The organism is Bacillus sp. FSL K6-1033, from assembly GCF_038630765.1.
GTDB classification, from domain to species: domain Bacteria; phylum Bacillota; class Bacilli; order Bacillales; family Bacillaceae; genus Bacillus; species Bacillus altitudinis.
In genome coordinates this window covers 249,139-271,636 of record NZ_CP152041.1, presented here as the reverse complement: position 1 = coordinate 271,636, position 22,498 = coordinate 249,139, and the positions used below count along the sequence as shown (strand labels likewise).

At 43.2% G+C, this 22,498-nt stretch carries 20 protein-coding genes; 11 read left to right on the top strand and 9 right to left on the bottom strand.

Annotation, left to right across the window (positions count from 1 at the left end):
• The first annotated feature begins 3 nt into the window (after window positions 1–3).
• A complete protein-coding gene (locus MHH31_RS01490; protein WP_342495177.1) occupies window positions 4–1,221 on the top strand; it encodes a multidrug effflux MFS transporter in 1,218 nt (405 codons plus the stop codon).
• Window positions 1,222–1,234: 13 nt separating this feature from the next.
• Here MHH31_RS01490 and MHH31_RS01485 read toward each other — a convergent pair whose 3' ends face one another.
• From MHH31_RS01485 to MHH31_RS01470, 4 genes are all read right to left on the bottom strand, one after another.
• Entirely contained in the window at window positions 1,235–1,405 is a 171-nt protein-coding gene (locus tag MHH31_RS01485) for a hypothetical protein (RefSeq protein ID WP_162835678.1), read from the bottom strand.
• On the bottom strand, window positions 1,402–1,989 hold the full coding sequence (locus MHH31_RS01480; protein ID WP_342495176.1) for a DUF1700 domain-containing protein: 588 nt from the start codon (window positions 1,987–1,989) through the stop codon (window positions 1,402–1,404). The genes MHH31_RS01485 and MHH31_RS01480 overlap by 4 nt, the downstream gene beginning before the upstream one ends.
• Complete coding sequence (locus tag MHH31_RS01475; RefSeq protein ID WP_008342169.1) at window positions 1,982–2,299, bottom strand: PadR family transcriptional regulator; 318 nt, start codon at window positions 2,297–2,299, stop codon at window positions 1,982–1,984. The genes MHH31_RS01480 and MHH31_RS01475 overlap by 8 nt, the downstream gene beginning before the upstream one ends.
• 97 nt (window positions 2,300–2,396) lie before the next feature.
• Window positions 2,397–3,227, bottom strand: a complete 831-nt coding sequence (locus tag MHH31_RS01470) for a YitT family protein (RefSeq protein ID WP_025206673.1) — start codon at window positions 3,225–3,227, stop codon at window positions 2,397–2,399.
• Between the two features lie 336 nt (window positions 3,228–3,563).
• Between MHH31_RS01470 and mmuM the strand changes: the two genes are divergently transcribed.
• From mmuM to MHH31_RS01455, 3 genes are all read left to right on the top strand, one after another.
• The gene (gene mmuM / locus MHH31_RS01465) at window positions 3,564–4,502 is read left to right on the top strand and encodes a homocysteine S-methyltransferase (RefSeq protein WP_046526612.1); all 939 of its coding nucleotides are present in this window, start codon (window positions 3,564–3,566) and stop codon (window positions 4,500–4,502) included.
• Between the two features lie 46 nt (window positions 4,503–4,548).
• The gene (mmuP, locus tag MHH31_RS01460; RefSeq protein WP_138278049.1) at window positions 4,549–5,952 is read left to right on the top strand and encodes an S-methylmethionine permease; all 1,404 of its coding nucleotides are present in this window, start codon (window positions 4,549–4,551) and stop codon (window positions 5,950–5,952) included.
• A gap of 112 nt (window positions 5,953–6,064) precedes the next feature.
• A complete protein-coding gene (locus MHH31_RS01455) occupies window positions 6,065–6,685 on the top strand; it encodes a hypothetical protein (protein WP_017360397.1) in 621 nt (206 codons plus the stop codon).
• A 346-nt stretch (window positions 6,686–7,031) separates the two neighbouring features.
• Here MHH31_RS01455 and MHH31_RS01450 read toward each other — a convergent pair whose 3' ends face one another.
• Window positions 7,032–7,514: a hypothetical protein gene (locus tag MHH31_RS01450; protein ID WP_342495175.1), complete on the bottom strand. Its 483-nt coding sequence runs from the start codon at window positions 7,512–7,514 to the stop codon at window positions 7,032–7,034.
• Window positions 7,515–7,622: 108 nt separating this feature from the next.
• Entirely contained in the window at window positions 7,623–10,289 is a 2,667-nt protein-coding gene (locus MHH31_RS01445; protein ID WP_342495174.1) for a S8 family serine peptidase, read from the bottom strand.
• 242 nt (window positions 10,290–10,531) lie between these two features.
• Here MHH31_RS01445 and MHH31_RS01440 point away from each other — a divergent pair, with 242 nt between their 5' ends.
• The 6 genes from MHH31_RS01440 to MHH31_RS01415 are packed head-to-tail and all read left to right on the top strand — an operon-like array spanning window position 10,532 to window position 18,021.
• Window positions 10,532–10,990 (top strand): PTS sugar transporter subunit IIA, encoded by a 459-nt coding sequence (locus MHH31_RS01440; protein WP_024719036.1) that lies wholly within the window; start codon window positions 10,532–10,534, stop codon window positions 10,988–10,990.
• Window positions 10,987–11,316: a fructose PTS transporter subunit IIB gene (locus tag MHH31_RS01435; RefSeq protein WP_007498438.1), complete on the top strand. Its 330-nt coding sequence runs from the start codon at window positions 10,987–10,989 to the stop codon at window positions 11,314–11,316. The genes MHH31_RS01440 and MHH31_RS01435 overlap by 4 nt, the downstream gene beginning before the upstream one ends.
• Window positions 11,317–11,352: 36 nt before the next feature.
• A complete protein-coding gene (locus MHH31_RS01430) occupies window positions 11,353–12,471 on the top strand; it encodes a PTS fructose transporter subunit IIC (RefSeq protein ID WP_017358746.1) in 1,119 nt (372 codons plus the stop codon).
• Window positions 12,472–12,499: 28 nt separating this feature from the next.
• Window positions 12,500–15,163 (top strand): mannosylglycerate hydrolase, encoded by a 2,664-nt coding sequence (gene mngB, locus MHH31_RS01425; RefSeq protein ID WP_342495173.1) that lies wholly within the window; start codon window positions 12,500–12,502, stop codon window positions 15,161–15,163.
• A 57-nt stretch (window positions 15,164–15,220) separates the two neighbouring features.
• Window positions 15,221–16,105, top strand: a complete 885-nt coding sequence (locus MHH31_RS01420) for an ROK family protein (protein WP_284724758.1) — start codon at window positions 15,221–15,223, stop codon at window positions 16,103–16,105.
• Window positions 16,102–18,021 carry a BglG family transcription antiterminator gene (locus MHH31_RS01415; RefSeq protein WP_342495172.1) on the top strand — a complete coding sequence of 640 codons (1,920 nt, stop codon included), beginning with the start codon at window positions 16,102–16,104 and terminating at the stop codon, window positions 18,019–18,021. The genes MHH31_RS01420 and MHH31_RS01415 overlap by 4 nt, the downstream gene beginning before the upstream one ends.
• A 61-nt stretch (window positions 18,022–18,082) precedes the next feature.
• On the opposite strand, the gene arr is transcribed toward MHH31_RS01415, so the two are convergent.
• On the bottom strand, window positions 18,083–18,499 hold the full coding sequence (gene arr, locus MHH31_RS01410) for an NAD(+)--rifampin ADP-ribosyltransferase (protein WP_041508172.1): 417 nt from the start codon (window positions 18,497–18,499) through the stop codon (window positions 18,083–18,085).
• Window positions 18,500–18,793: 294 nt separating this feature from the next.
• Between arr and MHH31_RS01405 the strand changes: the two genes are divergently transcribed.
• Window positions 18,794–19,111: a hypothetical protein gene (locus tag MHH31_RS01405; RefSeq protein WP_342495171.1), complete on the top strand. Its 318-nt coding sequence runs from the start codon at window positions 18,794–18,796 to the stop codon at window positions 19,109–19,111.
• Window positions 19,112–19,132: 21 nt separating this feature from the next.
• On the opposite strand, the gene MHH31_RS01400 is transcribed toward MHH31_RS01405, so the two are convergent.
• Complete coding sequence (locus MHH31_RS01400) at window positions 19,133–20,554, bottom strand: glycoside hydrolase family 1 protein (protein ID WP_008343856.1); 1,422 nt, start codon at window positions 20,552–20,554, stop codon at window positions 19,133–19,135.
• Window positions 20,555–20,572: 18 nt separating this feature from the next.
• Window positions 20,573–22,432 carry a beta-glucoside-specific PTS transporter subunit IIABC gene (locus MHH31_RS01395; RefSeq protein WP_008343857.1) on the bottom strand — a complete coding sequence of 620 codons (1,860 nt, stop codon included), beginning with the start codon at window positions 22,430–22,432 and terminating at the stop codon, window positions 20,573–20,575.
• Window positions 22,433–22,498: the final 66 nt, after the last annotated feature.

The window sequence follows — 22,498 nt, the reverse complement described above, 5'->3', positions numbered from 1 at the left end:
CATATGAATTCTTTATCTTATCCCCAAGAATCGAAAAAAAATCGATTCCTCCTTGCCGCGCTTCTTGGCTCTTTAACAGCCCTTGCACCGCTGGCAATGGATATGTATTTACCTGCTTTACCTAATATCGCCCGTGACTTTGGAGCAAGCACGGCGCTGTCTCAGTTAAGTCTCATGGCTTGTTTGATTGGACTTGCGCTTGGACAGCTGATTGCAGGTCCAATCAGTGATACAGTCGGCAGAAGAAAGCCGCTGATGGTTGGATTAATCATTTTTATTGCGGCCTCTCTTTTATGCACAGTGGTCACTTCAATTTGGACATTCATTCTTTTAAGGCTGATTCAAGGACTTGCTGGATCAGCAGGCATTGTCATTGCACGAGCCATCGTACGAGATCATTATGAAGGCTCAGAAATGACGAAATTCTTTGCTTTGCTCATGTTAGTCAACGGAGTGGCTCCAGCAGCGGCACCGATCGTGGGCGGACAAATGTTACGGTTCACGACGTGGCAGGGTGTGTTTGTTCTGCTAGGAATCCTTGGGGCGCTCATGCTTCTAAGATCGATGTTTTCATTGAAAGAAAGCTTACCTGTGGAACGTAGACAGACTGGAGGCTTCAAACAGATCCTAGGTGCGATGAAAATTCTAGCGAGCGATCGACTCTTTGTCGGATATGCTCTCTCACAAGGACTTGTCTTCGCCGCCATGTTTGCGTATATCTCTGGATCACCGTTTGTATTGCAGGAGATTTTCAACCTTTCTCCGCAGGGCTTCAGCGCTGCCTTTGCGGTGAATAGTCTTGGCATCATCACAGCCGGACAAGTATTTGCCCGCGTTGCTGCGAAAATTGGTGAGGAGAAAGTCCTTCGCATTGGGCTGCTGACAGCTGCTTTAGGAGGCGTCACCTTGTGTTTGATGATCTCTATTGATGCAGGATTATATGGCATTCTTATTCCGCTCTTTTTTGTGGTCTCAAGCGTTGGGATTGTCGGCACGTCTGCTCCTTCTCTTGCGATGCAGCATCACGGTGCGCATGCTGGAAGTGCCGCTGCCCTCATCGGCGTGGCACAAATGCTTCTTGGCGCATGCATGACACCCCTTGTCGGCTTAGCTGGAAGCCAGACTGCCTTTCCCATGGGGCTGATTATTATGCTCTGTGACCTTGGCGCACTTTGCTGTTATTTTTTCTTTGTTGCCAGAGCGAAAAAAAGACCCGCATAAGCGGGTCTTTCATTTATGGCTTGCTCCAATTGATCGTGCGGAACACATTGTTCTGGTCATTGTTTTGATATGCATCTAGGTCAAAGCCTGAAAGTCCAAAACCAATTGCCATGACAATTCCTCCGGCAACGGTGAAGATGATCCCCCATTTGATGCATTGCTTTTTTAAATCATTCACGTTCATACTCTCACGACCTTCTTTTTAAACATTCCCATGAATGCCTTAGTGGTTTGAACAGTCCCTTGCACAAATAGCTTTGTTAAATACGCCGTGGCTATGCCGCTTAATAATCCGACACCTAATAGAAGAATACCAACTCCGATCTGCGTCACCACCACATGCAAACCATCATGAAAAATAAATGGAGAACCAATGATACTCCAAAAACCACCGAGCAAACCAACTAGCGTCATTGTACCTGTCACGAGTGGAACGCACCAAATCACCATATACACAGAAAGAATCAGCAGGAAGACTGTTGCTAGAATGCTGCCCCATAACGGAAAGCCTAAAATGAGGATGGAGAGCCTTGTTGCTTTTTCTCCAAACGTCGGCACCTGAATGGTTTTGATTCCTTGTTCCTTCAAAATTCCTTCAGCGATGATGGCAGGCTGACCGACTTGATGAACTGCTTCCTGTTCACTGTAGCCATCTTCCTGATAATCCTCGATCATTTCATCGTAATACTCGATGAACCGATCACTTTCTTTTTCGCCTAGACGATGCAGGTGCTTCTCTAAGCTAGCTAAAAATTCTTTTTTATTCATTGCCCTGTCCTCCAGAAATAAAGTCGTAAATCGCCATCACTTGATCCCATTCCGCTAAAAATTGCGCGATATGCTCCCGTCCGTTCTTTGTCATCCGGTAGTATTTTCTTAATCGACTGTTATGTTCCTGTGAATAGGTCTCCACATAATTGTTTTGCTCTAACCGCTTTAATATCGGATATAATGTCGATTCTGAAATCTCAATACAATGGGACATATCTTTAATCATTTGATAACCATAGGAATCGCCTTTCTTTAATACCGCCAGTACACAGAATTCAAGTAAACCTTTTTTTAATTGTGCATTCATGATTACAACTCCTAACCATTTATACTATACAATACATAGTATGATGTGACAAGAGGTATAAAATATAAAAAAAGACCCTTTTGGGTCTTTTCGTTTTTTATATATTCACAAATCCCTCTCCAAACACATCCCGCACGTCATGGACAACAACGAATGCGTCTCGATCAATTTTCTTAATGATTTTCTTTAAACGCATAAGCTCTTGCTTTTGAATAACCGCATAGAGAATTTCCTTCGATTCCTTCGAATAATGACCGCGACCGTTTAAAATGGTCACGCCTCGATCCAAGGTGTGATTGATTTCTTCTGCAATATCATCTTTGCATGAAGAAATAATCGTGACTGCTTTTTTCGTGTTAAGCCCTTCTATGACGAAATCCATCACCTTAGTCGCCACATACAGCATCACAATCGTAAACATTAATTTTTCCGCACCAATAATAAAGTAAGAAGCAAAAACAACGATCAGATCAAAGAACAAGATGGCGTAGCTCACGTTCCAGTCTAGATACTTATTCGCAATTCGCCCAAGAATGGCAGATCCCGCTGTTGTACCGCCCGCTCTTAAAACAAGACCAATGCCAATACCAATGATGATCCCTGCGAAAATAGAACCAATGATCAATTCATGGACATTCACCACCCATGTAGTGGTCAAATGTAAAAATAGAGAGTTACTTGCGACAGCTACCACTGTGTAGATCGTGGTCTTCTTGTCCAAGTATTTATACCCCACAAGTAATAAAATCGCATTCAACACAAGGTTTGTCAGCCACGGCGCAATCTCAAACATATAGTAGAAAATGATGGACAGCCCCGTTACGCCGCCTTCACCAAACTCAAGTGGAATGACAAACATGTTCACAGCTGCAGCAAATAAAAAAGAACCAACTAGAATCATTGCAATATCTTTTACACATTTTTTCAATTTCTTCTTTCCTCCTTTTTTAAGCATATAAAAAACCCTCTTTCTGCACGAAAGAAGACAGTCGTTGGACAAAATAAAAATCAAAAGACGGCGCCTTTTGATGAAGCTTTCTGAAATGAACCTTTCCATAATATATATCTCTTTTTAGAGGCTGTCAATGACTTGGTTTTCTATTATTTCAACTGTATGTTTATGCACTCAAACCCGCATGTTTTCAGGGTTTTTCCGTCGTATGATGCTTATTCCTCTCCTTGACAAAAACACTTTAGTCATTTAAACTACTGCCTCATATCATATCCATTATTTCCGATCGACAAAGGAGGCTGTTTGATTTATATGAATCCTATTCAAAGCCGTTTACAGGCTCACACACCTTTGATTTTAGATGGTGCACTTGCAACGGAGCTTGAACGAAAGGGCTGTGATTTAAACGACAGTTTATGGTCAGCCAAAATCCTCATTGAACAGCCAGAATTGATTCAGCAAGTACACTTGGACTACTTCCAAGCAGGTGCTGACTGTGCAACAACAGCCAGCTACCAAACGACAATTGATGGCTTTGCTGAAAAAGGCTATACAAAAGAAGATGCCATCGAATTAATGAAACGATCTGTCACGTTAGCAAAAGAAGCATGCGAGCAGTTTTGGCAGGATGAGACACATCGTAAAGAGCGGACAAAACCATTCGTCGCTGGATCTGTGGGGCCCTTCGGCGCTTATTTGTCTGACGGTTCAGAATATAAGGGAAATTACGGACTCACAGAACAGGCGCTCATTGATTTTCACAGACCAAGAATTCAAGCATTGGTAGAGGCTGGTGCAGATATTCTCGCTTGTGAAACCATCCCTTGTCTCATTGAAGCAATCGCTATCGCTAAACTGCTGCAGGATGAGTTCAGCGGTGTATATGCGTGGATTACATTTAGTGCAAAGGATGGTCAGCACATTAGTGAAGGAGATTTACTTAGAGACTGTGTACAAGCACTTGAGCCATATGAGCAGATCGCTGCTGTTGGCGTAAACTGTACACCGCCGCAATATATGTCTTCTCTCATTCAGGAGATGAAAAAAGGGACGAGCAAACCGATTGTCGTGTATCCGAACTCAGGGGAATTATATGATCCTGAAGAAAAGGTTTGGAGCGGCGATACGTCTCACCATACATTTGGTGAATGTGCGCAGCAATGGTATAAAGACGGCGCACAAATCATCGGCGGCTGCTGCCGGACGACACCAGAGGATATTACCGATATCTTAAAACAGGCAACATCGTAGCATCATGACTCAACACACATACTTTTAAGCAAAAGGGCGGGAAGACATGGAACAAGAAAAAGATCAGTCACAACAATATCAACGAAAAATGACAAGCCGTCACCTGTTCATGCTTTCTTTAGGCGGCGTGATTGGCACAGGACTCTTTTTAAGCTCAGGATATACGATCAATCAGGCCGGACCTGCGGGAACGATTTTGGCTTATCTGGTTGGGGCATTAATTGTGTACCTCGTGATGCTCTGTTTAGGTGAACTGTCTGTCGCAATGCCGGTTACAGGCGCTTTTCACACATATGCAACAAAATACATTGGGCCCGGCACTGGCTATACAGTGGCTTGGCTTTATTGGCTGACATGGACCGTGGCACTTGGTTCAGAATTTACAGCGGCAGGTCTTTTAATGCAGCGCTGGTTCCCGGACACATCGGTTTGGATGTGGAGCGGTGTTTTTGCGCTTCTCATCTTTTTACTCAATGCTTTTACAGTTAAGTTTTTTGCAGAATCGGAATTTTGGTTTTCTAGCATTAAAGTCATGGCTATTATTCTCTTTATTATTCTTGGCGGAGCGGCAATGTTTGGATTGATTCCACTAAAAGGCGGTGAGGCCGCTCCGTTCTTCTCTAACTTCACTGGAGATGGGGGTCTCTTCCCAAACGGCTTTTTACCGATTTTAATGACCATGCTGGCTGTTAATTTTGCTTTTTCGGGTACTGAGCTAATTGGGATTGCTGCGGGCGAAAGTGTCAATCCAGATGAGACCATTCCCCGGGCGATTCGCACGACTGTGCTACGTCTTGTCCTGTTTTTCGTCGGAACGATCGTGGTCTTAGCCGGCTTAATTCCAGTAGAAGAAGCCGGGGTGATCAAAAGTCCTTTCGTTGTGGTCTTTGACCGCATCGGTATTCCTTATGCGGCAGATTTCATGAATTTTGTCATTCTGACAGCGATTTTATCTGCTGCAAACTCAGGGCTATACGCCTCATCTCGCATGCTATGGTCCCTTTCTGAAGAACGAACATTACCTAAAAAGCTGGCAAAATTGACGTCAAAGGGAATTCCTTTGAATGCACTCATTTTGAGTATGATTGGGGGCATTCTCTCTTTGCTATCGAGTGTCATCGCACCTGAAACGGTGTATCTGGTTCTTGTTTCAATCTCTGGACTTGCCGTTGTTGTTGTATGGATGGGAATTGCAGCTTCACAGTTCATGTTTCGCAAAAAATTCTTACAGGATGGCGGGCAGCTTCATGATTTATCTTTCCGAACCCCGCTCTATCCGGTGGTTCCGATTGCTGCCTTCCTCCTATGCCTTGCATCTGTGATCGGCATTGCTTTTGATCCAAATCAGCGTATTGCTCTTATATGCGGTATCCCTTTTATCGCACTCTGCTATGCTGCCTATTACATGACAACATGGATTCAGAAAAAACGAGAAAAACCTGGTGTATAGCACCAGGTTTTTTGTTTGTTCCAAAAAAGGATATCACTAGCAAAACAAAGACATTTTGGTATATGATAGGAATCTATGATTTTCAGGATGAATCAAGGGAGCTGTCGTTAATATGGAAATGACCATTACAAGAGCATTAAGTGAACTGAAAATGTTAGATAAAAGAATCAACCGAACGATTGATGAAGCTGTACTCGGTGGCTTGGTCATCGGGAAACATATACAGAACGGATTTCAAAATCAAGAAGAAGTAGAAAAAAAGGCAAAAGCAGATGACCAATCGATTCAAGCATTAATCAAACGCCGAAATGCCATTAAATCAGCCATCGTTGTGTCGAATGCTACGACAACGATTGAGGTGGCGGGTGTTAGCATGACCGTAGCAGAAGCCATTGAACGCAAGACATCCATAGATTACGATATTCGTTATTTACGAAAATTAAAAAAGGTCTACACAGAGCTGGTTGACCGGTCAGAACAAATCAATGAAGATGTGAAAAAGAGACTGGATCAACATTTAGAAACACTATTTGGGAAAGACGGAAAAACACAAGCCGCTGCCAACCAAGAGATCGTCAAGTCATTCCTAGCTGAAAATGAGGCGGCGATCATTGACCCTCTTCGTCTTCGAGTGAAGATTGAACAGCTTTCGAAAGAGATTGAAGATTTCCAAATGGAAGTGGATTTCTCCTTATCAGAAAGCAATACCTTGACAAAAATACAGATCGACTAGTCGATTTTGTTAGTGAGCCGAAAATCGATAGGACTAAACACCTCCGAGGGAAAGGTCATTCCCTCCTCATCTGATGATCATCTTAGGATGATCCATGATAAAAGCTCAAAGCTGAACGTTCAAAGCTGAAAGCTCAAGTATTCAAAGTTCTTATCCATCAAAGCTCAAGATGTAAAGCTCAATGCTCGATCGAATCTGGGAGAAACGGCTCATGAGTGTTTGTTTATCGACTCTTTCGGTTGCCGCCCAGCAGGTTTGCTAACAAAAAGAAAAGGATGTCACTAGCTGACATCCTTTTTTTCTATGAAAACGACAGGGCTTGCGCCAAGTCGCATCTTCTAGCAGATTAGTAACGTGATGTATATGCCAAATGGTACACACTTGTCACATTTGAAGATAGCGTGATGTCGTTTGAAGTGAAAGTCACTGGAACGATATCGTAGTAATGTGTAGACCAGCCTGCATTATTGTATGTACGGTAGCCTGCACCTGCAGGCACTTGAATCGTTAGTGAAAATTGTCCATTCTCGTCTGTTGTACCTGTCGCTGTTTGAGCATATGATTTGATTGCTGCTTCAAAATAAAGCTGAATTGGCTGATTCGCCATGAGTTGACCACTTGTGTCCTTTAATGTTCCTTTAAAAGTAGCTGGATAATATGAACCTACACGATATTTACTGCCAGAACCGTAATTGACCATACCACCGTCTGCTGCTGTGACGCCTGTTACTTGTACGGATGCTGGTACTGCTCCTGTTTCCTCTGCATGTGCAAAGCTTGGGAAAACGAGAAGCAATGATAGAAAGCAAGCAAACATGATTTTTTTCATCGATAAATCCTCCTTTTTTTTCCTACTATATTACTATCGACAGTTATTGTCATTTTTCCAGCAAAAAACAAAAAACTTCCCTTTTTATTCAAAAGGGAAGCTACAAGACTATTTTTTCACAACAACTTTCACTGCTTTACTTTCTCTTTTTCTCACATCTGAAGCCGTCACATACAAGACGGTTTTGGCTTTTTGCGGCTTGATTTTAGCCGTAAACGCGCCTTTGCTATTGGTTTTGACCGTTTGAATGACTTTCTTTGATTTGTTCTTCACCTTGATTGTCAAGCCTGCACCCGCAGTTCCTTTGACCGTTTTACTTTTCACTGTTACTCGATTCACCTTTGGCTTAGCTGGCGCTTTGCCCTTTTTCACGACCGTTTTGAGGGAAGTCGCAGCCTTTCCTTTTGACACCTTGATGTGAAGCACTTTATTTTTGTTTTGATGCTTGATCTTCACACTAAAGGTTCCTTTTTTGCTTGCCGTGCCTTTTCCAAGCAGGGTTTTGCCTCTATACACAGAAATGGCAGCGCCGGCTTTCGCCTTTCCTGTCACCTTTTGATGCTGATCTTCTACTTTGTTAACTGATGCGTTTAATTCAACAGCACTTAACGCGGCAAAAGCATTGAGTCTGCCATGTCCTGTCATCCAGTCGATACCCGGAATTTTCGGATCAACAACAGGCTCGTCATATTCATCATAGAAAATGTCATCTGTTCCATCAACAGCTTTAAATGAAATATCATCCGCTGTATTTTGTAAAATATTTCTCACTTGATTTGGTTTCAGGGTTGGATTTTTAGAAAGCAGTAATCCTGCTGCTGCTGCAACATACGGTGTAGCCATTGATGTCCCGCTCAGGTATGAAACATTCCCATCGGGCATTAAGCTTGGGATATCAGACCCTGGTGCAGACATGCTTAATCCTTTCCCATAGCTTGAGAATTCAGCGGCAATATCCATGCGATTGCTTGCACCAACTGCCATGGCGTACTTGGAAGTCGCAGGATAACCCATTTCTGGAATGCCATCGTTTCCGCTCGCCACTACCACTAATACGTTTTTTTGTGCAGCATAGTTCATCGCATATTCAATGACCTTGCTGTAGTAGCCGCCAAGGCTCATGTTAATGACCTTTGCACCTTTGTCCACTGCATGTTTAATGCCAAGAGCAATATGCTCTGTATCTCCATATCCATACGCATCCAGCACTTTGACTGGGATGATTCCTGTATGTTGATTCAGCCCTGCCATGGAGTAATGATTATCGGCTTTTGCTGCAATGATACCTGCCACATGGGTACCGTGGCCATTGTCATCAATTGCATCTTTATTTCGGCCGATCAGATTGGCACCTAAGTCTGTACGAACCGTTCCGCTTAAATCGGACAAACGGCTGTCGACACCTGTATCCACAACAGCGATTAACGTTTGCTTCATTTTGCTTGTACCAATCAATGTATTCATTTGTTCAAACTTCACATCAGCGCCTTTTTTCCCACTGTTTTGGGCACTGTTTTTCAGCGGCCACTGGTAACCATACTGCGCGTCATTGCTGAGCGCACGATACGTTTGTACAGGCTCTGCAAATTCAACATTCGGCATACTAGAAAGCTTTCTCGCCGTGCTTTTGATCACAGCTTTGCCTGCTTTAAGCGTTTTGCCAGCTGATTCTTTCCCTGCCGGTACATCATAAACATACATTCCTTTAAATAAAGGATTTACTGACTGAGATGTCACACGGTTTTCTTGAATTCCGTAGCTTTTCATTTTCTTTTTTGCGGATTGAAGCGTTTGTCCATCCTTTAATTTAAAGATGATTTTGTTTGTGTTGACCTTTTCTTCTGGAACAAGCTTTTGTTTCTCTAATACATAACCGATCGATTTTCCTTCAAGCTGATCGATTCCTACTTTTTGCCCCACTGCTTCTAATTCCTTTTTTAAATAGGCTGGACTTGCCTCTTTGAGCATATCAAAAAGGGTACGGATCGCCTGTTGCTCTTTCTCTGTGACGATATGACCGCTGAATGCACCATTTTTCTCTACGTCATTCAGCAATGATTTTAATGTCAGCAAATGATTGTACACCGTTTGCTGCTTTTTTTGATTGTTGATGAGTTTAGATTTGAGAAACGGCTTTGTTTTTTGTAGCAGACGTGTAAGCTTCTGACCATCGGCTGTTTCATTGAATCGTTTGTCTTCGATCGTACGAATGGATTGAAGAATTTCACGTCCATGCTTTTTCTCAATAATGATGATCGTTGGCTCTTCTTCTTCAGGGAAAATCGGTTCAGATGGCGGAAGATTCGCACCTTTATACCCGATTGTATATGCTGCATCCTCTTCCTCATCACGGCTGTCTTCCTCTGAACCTAAATATAGCACTTTGACATAGTAAGGACCTGACCATGCATGCGGGAAGTTGATTTCTGTCTCTCCACTTGCTGTGTCCACACGATATCTCGAATAAGTGTCATCCTTTATCGCTCTATCCTTACTTGGGTAGACCGATACAGATAACACTTGTTTGCTTTTGACAGAAATTTGCATATGTGTATGTTTTGCCACATCATCTGCAGATGGCGTAATTTGGTACCATGACTCTTCTTTTTCATTCTGTAATGTACCTGAAATGACTTCACCATTTTTTAACCCAATGGCTTCATTGACGCTTGTGCCTTTACTAACTGCTGATGCCTCGTACCCAGGTAATGCAGCCATACATAGAATGATGGCCATGAGTACAACCACACAGGATTTGACCTGCTTTTTAAACATGAAAAGACCCCCTTATCTTTTACAATACCTTGGAAGAATATCACAGAATCCTTTTTAGTAGAATCTATTTTTGACATAATTAAACTCGTTTTAAGCTAGGATTTGAGATATTCAGATGACTAGTCTGTTCGCTTCATAAACTTTTTGCCATTTCAAACGGAAAATGATGCTATTTAACCATATCGAAAAGTACATTACAATCAAATTGTAAGCGCTTAACAAACAAGAGAGAAGGGATCAGCTTGTTCCAAAAAGATCATGTTTTTACACAAGTAAACGGTCGATCAAAGAATGAGATTTTACAATACATTTCCGAGAAAGCTGAAGACCTTCACATTACAAACGATCAGTCAGGGTTATTAACAGATTTGTTGAAACGCGAAGACGAAGTCTCAACAGGACTTCAGCAAGGTTTTGCGATTCCTCATACAAAAAGCTCTGCTGTTCAAACGGCTTCACTTCTCTTTTTAGAACTTGAACAACCCATTGAATGGGGAAGCTTCGACGATTTGCCAACAAGTTATTTATTTACACTGCTCGTTCCACTTGAAGAGGCCAATGTCACACACCTCAAATTACTGTCTGGCATTGCCACAAGTTTAATGGAGCCTGCTTTCATCGAAAAGATTCAACCCGGTCAAACAGCAGACTATTATTACGAAGTCATTGAACAACAATTGAAAGAGGGGATTACACAATGAAAATTGTCGGTGTCACTTCATGCCCAGCAGGGTTAGCTCATACACCAATGGCAGCAAAAGCATTAGAGAATGCAGGTAAACAGCTTGGACACGAGATTAAAATCGAACAACAAGGAATTATGGGACAGGTGAATGGCATTACAGCAGAGGAAGCCAAGCAGGCAGACCTTTGCATCATTGCCTCCAATCAGCACATTAACGACGCTGAACGCTTCTCAGGTATTCCTACTGTTCGTGTCGAAATCGGACGCGCCCTAAAAAATGCCGAGCAAATCATCACAAAAGCCGTTGCGCTGGTTGAAAAGAAAAAATCTGAATCCCAATAAAAAAGAGCAATGCCATATAGAAAGGAGCAAAGCAGAATGAAAGCAAAATTAAAAGTCATTGAAGGCCACCTCATGACCGGTATTTCTTATATTCTTCCGGTGATCATCGGAGCTTCACTTATCGTTGGTTTAGCCAAACTAGTCGGGTTAGGTTTTGGTGTGTCAGATTTAAACGCCTATAAAGATGCAGGCGGCATTTTACATGGTGCCTATTTGATGGAACAGGTTGGCTGGACAGGCATTGGCTTAATGAACGTACTGCTCGCTGGCTTTATTGCCTATTCGATTGCGGATAAATCTGGTCTTGCGGCCGGCTTTATCGGCGGAGCTCTTGCCAGCTCAACAAATGCTGGTTTTATCGGGGCCGTCATTGCAGGTTTCTTTGCCGGATATGTCGCTCTCTTTGTGAAAAGAAAAATTCAAATTCAAGGCTCCGCAGCTGGACTCGTCCCTCTGCTCATCTTACCGCTCATTACTGTTGGCTTAACCGGACTTCTCATGTCCGTTCTGCTAGGCGGTCCATTAGGAGCTTTGAACACCGCATTAATTGAATGGATCAAAGGCATGGTCGCAGATGGAACGAGCACACTCGCACTTGCTCTCATTCTAGGTGCAATGATTGGCTTTGATCTTGGCGGACCAGTGAATAAATCAGCTTGGATGGCTGGTAACGCGCTCTTCCTATCAGGTGTCTATCTTCCTGCCATTCTCGTCAATATCGCGATTGTCATTCCGCCGCTAGGATACGGGCTTGCGACATTGATTCGAAAACGCAACTTCTCTCCTACCTTCAGAGAAGCCGGACGAGGCGGCCTTGTGATGGGGATTATCGGGATTACAGAAGGAGCCATTCCCTTTACACTCGTCAATCCTTTGAAATTGATTCCGCTGAATGTCGTCGCTTGTGCTGCAGGAAGCGGGGTTGCTGCCTTATTAGGTGTCCATGACATCATGCCGCCAATTGGTGGACTATACGGATTCTTCTCAGTAGGAAACTGGTGGGCGTATTTAATCGGCGCACTAACTGGCGCACTTGTTATTGGAATTGGCGCCAACCTACTTGTGAACTTCTCTGAGAAAAAAGAACCCCAAAAGCCAGAACATGATCAGAAGCAGAAAGAAGAAGATGATTTTGACCTTGTGCTAGAAGGATAATTTGAACAAAGAAAGGTGTCGTTACACAATGACTGTCAATGTACATGTGATTCCACATACTCACTGGGACCGGGAATGGTATTTTACCACCTCCCGCTCCCGTATCTACTTAATGAAAAGCGTAATGGACATATTGGACACCCTCGAAACAGATGAACGGTTCCATTACTTCATGCTCGATGCACAAGCATCCTTGCTAGATGATTACTTGAAATGGCGCCCAGAGGATGAAAATCGAATCAAACAGCTCGTCACAGCAAAACGCCTCATCATCGGTCCGTGGTATACACAAACGGATCAGCTCGTTATTTCTGGGGAATCGATTGTACGGAATCTGCAATATGGGATTGAGCGCTGTCAGCAGTTTGGACATGTCATGAAGGTCGGTTATGTCCCTGATTCCTTCGGTCAATCTGCACAAATGCCTCAAATTTATCAAGGCTTTGGAATTGTCGATACAGCCTTTTGGCGCGGCGTTTCTGATCATATGACGAATCACACAGAATTTAATTGGCGCGGGGCGGATGGCAGTGAAGTGTTTGCAGTGAATCTGCCATTCGGCTACTACTACGGAGGAAATATTCCTGAAAAAGATGAAGACCTGCAAGCCTTTCTTTCTGAAAAAATCGGGGCGCTGCAAGCAAAAGCCACGACAAAGAATGTCTATTTCCCAAATGGCTTTGACCAAGCGCCTATTCGTAAAAACCTGCCTGACTTATTAGAAAAAGCCAATGAAATAGACGAGCATAACTATCAAATCAGCAGTTTAGAAGACTACATTGCAGCAGTGAAAAAAGAGCGGACTTCTTTTGAGACATTAGAAGGAGAACTCATTCATGCCAAGCATATGCGAATTCATAAGTCCATTTTTTCAACAAGAGCAGATTTGAAAATCTTAAACAACCAAATTGAAAACTATCTTGTCAATGTGATGGAGCCGATCCTTACAATCAGCTATTCACTCGGACATGACTATCCGCATGACACGGTACGTGATATTTGGTACCTCATGTTTGAAAATGCAGCGCATGACAGCATTGGTGGCTGTAACAGTGATACGACGAATCAAGATGTCTTCTTCCGCTATAAACAGGCAAAGGAAATCGCCGAGAATCTTGTGGACTTACACATGCGTCTCATCGCCATCCGGCTTCAAACTGAGCAAGAAATCACGTTCACTTTATTTAACACACTGCCTTCAAAGCGCTCTGAAGTCATTGAAGTCGAAACCTTTATCACAGAACGTCCATTTACACTAAAAGACGCTGATGGACGAACTCTTCACTACACAGTCAAAAGCAAAACCGATGTGACAGATTATGTCTTAGCACAGCAGATTTCACTTAACCCAAGCAAAGAAGTGTACATGCCAAAGCAAGTATGGAAAGCTGTTTTACTCATTGAAGCAGTCGACTTGCCATCCGTTGGTTATACACAAGTCAGCATGGTTTTCGATGAATCTAGTGAATCCATTTTGGAAAAAACAGAAGGCCGTGTCATTGAAAATACGTTTTACCACATTACAGCAAATGACAATGGGTCATTAGAAATTACGGATAAACAGACTGGACGAACGTTCTCTGAGCAAATGATCTTTGAAGACAACGGAGATGATGGGGATTCCTACAACTATTCCCCGCCGCGCGAGGATCTGTATGTGTCATCCAAGGATCTTTCTTCGACAGACATCACAGTGTCTAAAAGCGGCTTGCAAGAAGAGCTCACCATCCAGCTTACTCTCACGGTTCCATATGACTTAGAAGAGCGCTCTCAGCAAGCAGTCACGACTTCTCTCCCGATTACAGCGAAGGTGGCATTAAACAAAGATGAGCCTGTCATCCGTTTTCATGTCGATGTCGACAATCATGCGTTAGATCATCGTCTGCGTGTCCTCTTTGATACAGGTATCGCATCAAAAGTATCATTGAGCGATCAGCAGTTTGGAACCATCGAACGCCCAACTGAGCTCACGCAAGAGCTTGAATGGTGGAGCAATGAACATTGGGAAGAAAAACCGATCACCATTGAACCGATGCAATCCTTTACTGCACTTCGTGATGAAGCATACGGTGTCGCGCTGTTGACGGACTGCGTGAGAGAATACCAGATCACAGGAGAAGACTACACAACGATCGCGTATACACTCTTCCGCTGTTTCGGAAAAATGGGGAAAGAAAACCTTCTTTACCGTCCCGGCCGGGCTTCTGGAGAAAAAATCGTGGAAACACCTGATGCCCAGCTTCAAGGATCGCTATCATTCTCCTTTGGCATGCACTATAGCCAAGAAGCGGTGAGTGAAGGACACTTGGCTCAGCTTGCTAAACGTTACACCACCCCGGTTCAGTGCTACGAGCGGGCAGACTTTTTAAACGGTCGTTTAATTTTCTCTTTCCGAGATGAAAAAGAAGACTTACAATCTACTTATAGCCTGCTTGACATTGAGACAGACGGGGCCGTTCTAAGCGCTTTGAAAAAAGAAGAGCATGGGACAGGCATTGTCATTCGTCTCTTCAATCCATATTTAACACGTCAAACAGCCGCTTCAATCAATAGTTCATCTCTACAACATGGAGAAACAGCGAATTTAGGCGAAACACCTGAAGGACATATACTGAAAGCACAACATGGATCATTACACATTGAACCGCTCACACCTTGTCAGGTACAAACCTACATTGTAAAGAAAAAATGAACATGTAGGGGCGGGATCCATTTGGATTCCGCCTCTCTTTAATGGAGGGCATTGATCATGCGAATTGGAGGCATCGAAGCAGGCGGTACAAAATTTGTCTGCGGCTACGGAACAACAGACGGAACGATTGAACATATGACTTCCTTTGCAACAGGGAACCCAGAAGAAACATGCCGGCATGTGATCGAATACTTTACAGAGCATCCAGTTGATGCGATTGGCATAGGCGCATTCGGACCTGTCGATGTAAAAGAACACAGCCCCAGCTATGGAACGATTCTCGAAACACCCAAAACAGCTTGGCGCCAATTTCCATTACTCTCAACCTTAAAACAAGCACTCGGTCTCCCTATGAAGCTTGATACGGATGTGAACTGTGCGGCGCTCGGTGAAGCTCGTTTTTCAATGGAAACAGACAGACCAAATTCCTTGATCTATATCACGGTTGGGACGGGAATCGGTGGCGGTGCCTATATTGAAAACCGCCTCATTCACGGACTGCTTCATCCAGAAATGGGACATATCACCGTTCAGCGCCACCCTCATGACACCTATGGGGGCTGCTGCCCGATCCATCATGATTGTTTAGAGGGATTGGCATCTGGACCTGCCATAGAAGGCCGTTATCATACATTGGCACAAATGCTGCCAGAGGAACACCCTGCCTGGTCACTTCAAGCTTATTATCTCGGGCAAATGACCGCAAATTTATTACTCACCCTGTCACCAGAACGCATTATTTTTGGTGGAGGTGTCATGAAACAGCCGGCCTTGCTGCCGCTCATCCTTGAAGAAACAGACAAGCGCCTTCATGGTTACTTACAATTACCAAAGCCATTAAATGAAATCGTCACAAAGCCTTCCTTTGACGGATTATCTGGTTTAATGGGAGCCATCGCCCTTGGAGCTGATGCCTTAAAGGAACAAGGAGCGGCGCAATGATGATGACGGCAGATACTCGAACCTACCAGCTCATTCAGCGGCTATTTGAAACGAAAGGGTTCGTGAAGCTGGAGGAGCTCACTGCCTCTTTTCGCTTATCTGACCGCTCCATCCGCAATTTAATCAAAGAAGCAAATGAGCTGTTAACGCAAGCTGGAGCCATGATCAAGACCATCCGCGGGAAAGGGTATACGCTCTTAACAAGTGACCAAGACGCTTTCCTGCTTTGGCTCCATCAGCAAAAGCTTCCTGCTCGCTCTCTCGTTCCCGTCATGCCAGAAGAGCGCATACGATTTATGATGAGAAAACTATTGCTTCAATCAGACTACTTAAAAATTGATCAATTAGCAGAAGAATTGTTCATCAGCCGTATGACGGTCAGCAGTGATTTAAAAAAAGGACGGGAGCTGTTAGCCCGTTACGGTATGACCCTTGTCTCAAAGCCTGGATTTGGCTTAAAAGTAGACGGAGACGAATTGCAAAAAAGGACGTGCTACGCAGACTTACTGCTTGAAGAAGAACCCGCCCTATCTCATATAACTGAGCGGGAACAGCTTCATTTCCCTGACATTTCACTTGAAACCATTCGATCCATTGTGCTGACAAATCTATATCAAGAATCACTGCTCATTAAAGATATTGCCCTAAAGAATTTAGTGATTCACTTAGCGATTGCCATTCAACAAACGCAAAAAAAACAGCGGATACCCGCCAGTACCACTCACACACAAAGACCGCCAGTGTTAACAAGAATCGCTCAAAAGATCACTCATCAAATAAGCGACACGTTTCATGTCACCTTATCAGAGGATGAAACAGATTACTTGGTGATGCATCTCTTAGCGAATCAAACGTGGAAAGAAATTGATGAGCACCAAACGACAGAAGAAGTACGTCAGGCGGTGACACGATTTCTCCAGCACATTGAAAAAACAAGCGGTCATCGTTTTGTAGATGACGATATCCTGCGTCAAGATTTGATGCTGCATATGAAGCCATTATTAAATCGAATTCAATACGGCGTGTCTTTACAAAATCCGCTTTTGCATGAGATCAAAACATCTTACCCTTATCCGTTTGATTTGGCCGTCAGCGGGCTCAATGCCTTACAGCTGGTGCGGACGCCAAATGAAGATGAAGCGGCATATGTTGCCTTACATATTGCTGCTTCATTTGAAAGAAGTCATCATGACACCTCGCAGAAAAAGAGGGCCATTATTGTATGCGGATCTGGACTAGGAACGGCACGGCTACTTGAAATTAAATTGAAGGCGGCCTTTCAACATGAGCTTGAGATTGTTGAGCTTTATTCTTATCAGGATTACGCTTTTAGCACGACTTTGCCATGTGATGTGATTATTACAACCGTACCTCTCGCACCAAAGGGGAAACCAATCATTCAAGTGAATGCTTTTTTTGAACATCATGATGTCCAGCGTGTAAGTGAGGTCATTCACTTGTTAAACGGACATGGTTCCCCTTCGCAGGAGCTGATGGCTTTTTTCCAAGAACGATTGACCTTGTTGGATGTGAACCTTTCAAGCAAAGAAGAGGTATTAGATACGCTTTGCAGCCGGCTGGAGGCGCATCAGCTTGTTTCATCTTCTTTTCGTTCCTCCGTGCTGGAGCGGGAGCAAATGTCATCGACCTATCTTGGCAAGGGGATTGCAATGCCTCACCCGCTCATCACAAATGAAGGCACCTCCTGCGTGGCAATTGCACGATTGAAACAGCCAATTGATTGGCAGGGCGATCAAGTATCTCTGATTTTCTTGTTAGCCATTCAGAAAGATGACGCTGCCTGCATGAATCAATTTTTTGAACAAGCTGTCGATTTATTAGACAGTCCTGACCGCCTTCACTCCTTGACACATGCAAGGACATTTGATGAGCTAATGCATGTCCTGTTTCAATAGCACAAAAGGCCGCCCAAGTGAAATCGGGCGGCCTTTTATTCATCTATTCCTCACATACGAATCAATCGTATATGACATTTTTTCCTTCTTCCCTTAACTTTTTCAACGACGTCAGCATATGGTTGATTTCTTCATCGGAATGTCTTTCCCAAGCACCTAATTCTGCGACAATTTTCAAAGGGGATTTCGATCGATAGGAACGGGTCGGGTTACCGGGAAATTTTTTGTCAGTCAAATTCGGATCGTCTTCAAACTCGCCTGTCGGTTCTACAACATAAATTCTCTCTTTTGCATCAGACCGGGCTAATTCAGCTCCCCATTTGGCTGCGTTTAATGTTCCAGTAAAATAGATGTGGTTCGATTGTTTATCCTGATAGTTGGATAAATGCAACGGTTCAAGCAGGTCCCCAATCTTCAATTCCGCTTTCGTCCCATGAAAAAACGGCCCAGGATCTAAAACATCTTTCTTGTCATTCATACAGCCACATCCCTTATCGTTTTTGACTTGCGTATAACAGTATACGGGCTGATGCGGGCGGAAAACAGTCTATAAATGAGATTAAATTCGGGGTATAATGATAGTAGAGAGTACGATGTGATTTATAAACTCCAGTAAGTTAAAATAACAGCAAGAATACATACAAAGCAGTCTTCTTGAAAGAGATAAAAAGCTGTTAGACGCCATAAAAGCCAAAGAGACGTTTGACGTTTTATGTGGTTGGCGTGTTGGCACATAATCAATTAAATTCTTCAGGAAGGATGTAATGAGAGAATGAAAGATAGAGATAAGAATTGTCATATATATGCTCAAAAAAGTTGGCATATGGATTCTTATATTATTGGTAATCGTGAGGGTTTAATTGAATTAAAGAGTGCTATTGACCAAGCATTGAAAAGTAATGTTGGTCAAGCTGAATTGTTTCCATCAGATTTAGAGGATTATACAACTTACGTTGCTTTAGTCAATGATAAAGAAGAGTTGGATTCACTTATTATGCCTTACACTGATGAGGATAATGATGATGAAAACTTGATACATCCAGTTGATATAGTTACAAGTCATGAAGAGAAAAAAACCCCTAAAAATTAGGGGTTTTTTAGTGTGATATTGTTACTTCCCGATGTTCTCTCCATTTTGCTCGATCAATGTTTCATACCAATAAGAGCTCTTTTTCCGAATTCTCTTCAGGTCTTTTAGGTCAAATTCATCACGGTTGACGTAGATAAAACCGTAACGTTTTGAGCAGCCTTGGTGTGTACTGATTAAATCGATGGCTGACCACGGGCAGTACCCGAATACCTCAACACCGTCAGTGATCGCCCATTTGATTTGTTCAATATGTTTTTCTAAATAATCAATTCGATAATCATCCTGAATCGATCCATCCGCTTCTAACTTGTCAAAAGCGCCTAGCCCGTTTTCCGTAATAATAAGAGGCAGCTGATAGCGGTCGTAAATCTCACGCATCGTTGATCGGAAACCGGTAGGGTCAATCTCCCAGCCAAATGCATTTTTACTTAAGAACGGGTTGTTGCCGCCTTTGTAGACGCCATCTTCACCGGATTTTAAATGCTGATCTCCGCCACGGGCAAATTCATCATTGCCATCTCCTTTACTCGCTTCAACCGTTTGAGATGTGTAGTAGTTAAAGGCAATGAAGTCTGGTTTTGCACTTTTCAAAATATCCATATCTCCCTCTTCAATCACAGGAAGAATGTCTTTTTCCTTCATGTATGCCCATGCAAGGTTGTTATAACGACCGAATACCGCCATATCAAGATATAGCCAGTTGCGGATCGCATTGTAATTAGCCGCAGCAATGACATCCTCAGGTTTTGGAGATGCCGGGTAAATAAGGGCGATGTTTGGCGCTGGTCCGATTTTTGCCTCAGGCAGCAAACGATGACAAAGCGTCATGGCTTTCGCCTGTGCCACAAGCATATGGTGGTTCTGCTGATATAGTTCTTTTTTCGGATTTTCTAAGTTTGGATCCAGTGTACCTAAAGCTGATCCATGTAAGATCATCATGTTTTGTTCATTAATGGTCAGCCAATATTTTACCTTCTCGCCATACTCCTGGAACAAAACCTCCGCATAACGTTCAAACGCATCGACTGTCGAACGATTTGACCAGCCGCCTTTCACTTGAAGCGCATGAGGTAAATCAAAGTGATACATCGTCACAATTGGTTCAATGTCATAGCGGCGCAATTCATCAATGAGAGAATGGTAGAAGTCAATTCCCTTTTGATTGATCTCCCCATCTCCATCTGGAATGATACGTGTCCATGCAATGGAGAAACGATAAGCCTTCAAGCCCATTTCTGCAAACATCTTCACGTCCTCTTTATATCGATGATAGTGATCGCTGGCTACCTTAAAATCAGTTGTTCCTTCAGGATAGCTTTCTCTCATATCAATGACTGAAGGTCCCTTGCCATCCTCGTTCCATGCACCTTCTACTTGATAGGCGGAAGTCGATCCGCCCCAGAAAAAGTCTTTTGGAAATGGTGCTAGTGTTGAATATCTCATGATTATGTCCTCCCTTTCTTAAACTAAGTGTAAAAATGATTGTCCTGGTGTCACTTGTTTTTCTTCTGTCTCAATGATATCGCTAAATTCACCGGAATTGGTAATAATCACAGGTGTTGTGACAGAAAGACCTGCTGCTTGAATGGCCTCAATATCAAACTCCGCAAGCAGTTCACCTTCTGTAATGGTTTGGCCCTGCTCAACCTTCGGCGTAAAATGACGGCCCCCAAGTTGTACAGTATCCAGTCCAATATGAATGAGTACTTCTGCTCCGCTTTCAGAGGTGAGACCGTATGCATGTCCTGTTGGGAATACCGTTGTCACGACTCCAGTTACTGGTGCAAACAGCTTGCCTTCTGATGGAATAATGGCTGCACCCTTACCTAATGCGCCAGATGAGAAGGCTTTATCCTGCACCTCTTCTAGCTTGATGACTTCGCCAGATAAAGGACTTTTCACATGAGCTGCTTTGACACCATGTTCATTTTCAGATGCTGGTGCAGAACTAGCTGCAGGAGCATCTTCTTCATCCACAGGGTCTTTGAATCCAATCAAATAGGTTAAGACGATTGAAAGGACAAATGAAACGGAAATTCCGATTAAGAATCCTGTAAATCCTTGACCATAGAAGATCGGAAGTGTCAGTAAACTCGGAAGACCTGACGCGATCGCAATACTTTGTGAATAACCGATAATGGCACCACCGACACCGGCAGAGATAACCGCTGCAATAAATGGTTTTTTCAAACGAAGTGTGACGCCATATACAGCAGGTTCTGTAATTCCAAATACAGCAGAAACCGCTGTCGATCCAGCTAATGATTTCAGCTTTTTGTTCTTTGTTTTCAGCATAACACCGATGGAAGCACCGGCTTGTGAAAATACAGCTGGCGCAGTGGCCGGCTTAATATGATCTTTTCCATGAACCGCAATATTATTTAAAATGACTGGCACAAGCCCCCAATGGATACCGAAGATGACAAGAACCTGCCATGCCATCGCAATTAAAGCACCAGCAAGTGTAGGGCTAAAGGAGAATACTTTCAGCAGGACGGCTGCAATTCCATTCCCTGCATACACACCAAATGGTCCAAATACGATCAGTGTCAGTGGAACGACCGTGACCAGTAAAATCAGTGGTGTAATAAAGTTTTTCACACTTTCATGAATGACTTTGTTAAAGAAACGTTCGATATATCCCATCACAAACACTGCCAAAATAATTGGGATAACCGTTGATGTATAAGACATTAAGACAACCGGAATGCCGAAGAACGACACATCTCCGCCGCCTTTTGTGAGCTCTTGAATAGTCGGGTAGATCAGTGCACCTGCAATCGTCACAGCGACAAATGGATTCGCTTTAAACTTCCTAGCAGAAGTGAATGCGAGCAGCAGCGGCAGGAAGTAGAACAAGCTGTCTGATGCGGCAAATAAAATTTGATACGACGTATCTTCAGGTGATAACCATTTTGCATTGATACAGATGCCTAGAAGTCCTTTTAAAATACCGGCACCCGCCATGACACCTAGAAGCGGTGTGAAAATTCCAGAAACAATGTCGACGAATTTTCCGAAAAGACTTGTACTTTCTTCACTTGATCTTGCAGATGAAGAAGTGGAATCCTCTAATAGATTCGTAAACTCCCCAATCTCTCGATATACCTCTGGTACGGTGTTGCCAATGACCACCTGAAACTGGCCGCCGCTTTCCATGACAGTCACCACACCATTTAATTTTTCAATGGCCGCTTTATCTGCTTTTGATCTGTCATTTAATGTGAAGCGAAGTCTTGTGGCACAGTGAACCAATGAATGAACATTTTTCTCTGTCCCGATATGTTTGATAATGTCTTCTGCTAATTGACGATGACTCATACAAAAACCCCCTTTTTTTCAAAAAAATACGTTTTTAGGCAAAATAAAAACCTAAACGGGCACCAA

Coding starts and splice junctions, on each gene's coding strand:
- mngB (WP_342495173.1), top strand. CDS start 12,500: ATGACTGTCAATGTACATGTGATTCCACATACTCACTGGGACCGGGAA.
- mmuP (WP_138278049.1), top strand. CDS start 4,549: ATGGAACAAGAAAAAGATCAGTCACAACAATATCAACGAAAAATGACA.
- arr (WP_041508172.1), bottom strand. CDS start 18,499: ATGAATGACAAGAAAGATGTTTTAGATCCTGGGCCGTTTTTTCATGGG.
- MHH31_RS01405 (WP_342495171.1), top strand. CDS start 18,794: ATGAAAGATAGAGATAAGAATTGTCATATATATGCTCAAAAAAGTTGG.
- MHH31_RS01415 (WP_342495172.1), top strand. CDS start 16,102: ATGATGATGACGGCAGATACTCGAACCTACCAGCTCATTCAGCGGCTA.
- MHH31_RS01395 (WP_008343857.1), bottom strand. CDS start 22,432: ATGAGTCATCGTCAATTAGCAGAAGACATTATCAAACATATCGGGACA.
- MHH31_RS01475 (WP_008342169.1), bottom strand. CDS start 2,299: ATGAATGCACAATTAAAAAAAGGTTTACTTGAATTCTGTGTACTGGCG.
- MHH31_RS01430 (WP_017358746.1), top strand. CDS start 11,353: ATGAAAGCAAAATTAAAAGTCATTGAAGGCCACCTCATGACCGGTATT.
- MHH31_RS01485 (WP_162835678.1), bottom strand. CDS start 1,405: ATGAACGTGAATGATTTAAAAAAGCAATGCATCAAATGGGGGATCATC.
- MHH31_RS01445 (WP_342495174.1), bottom strand. CDS start 10,289: ATGTTTAAAAAGCAGGTCAAATCCTGTGTGGTTGTACTCATGGCCATC.
- MHH31_RS01490 (WP_342495177.1), top strand. CDS start 4: ATGAATTCTTTATCTTATCCCCAAGAATCGAAAAAAAATCGATTCCTC.
- MHH31_RS01455 (WP_017360397.1), top strand. CDS start 6,065: ATGGAAATGACCATTACAAGAGCATTAAGTGAACTGAAAATGTTAGAT.
- MHH31_RS01450 (WP_342495175.1), bottom strand. CDS start 7,514: ATGAAAAAAATCATGTTTGCTTGCTTTCTATCATTGCTTCTCGTTTTC.
- MHH31_RS01435 (WP_007498438.1), top strand. CDS start 10,987: ATGAAAATTGTCGGTGTCACTTCATGCCCAGCAGGGTTAGCTCATACA.
- MHH31_RS01400 (WP_008343856.1), bottom strand. CDS start 20,554: ATGAGATATTCAACACTAGCACCATTTCCAAAAGACTTTTTCTGGGGC.
- MHH31_RS01420 (WP_284724758.1), top strand. CDS start 15,221: ATGCGAATTGGAGGCATCGAAGCAGGCGGTACAAAATTTGTCTGCGGC.
- MHH31_RS01480 (WP_342495176.1), bottom strand. CDS start 1,989: ATGAATAAAAAAGAATTTTTAGCTAGCTTAGAGAAGCACCTGCATCGT.
- mmuM (WP_046526612.1), top strand. CDS start 3,564: ATGAATCCTATTCAAAGCCGTTTACAGGCTCACACACCTTTGATTTTA.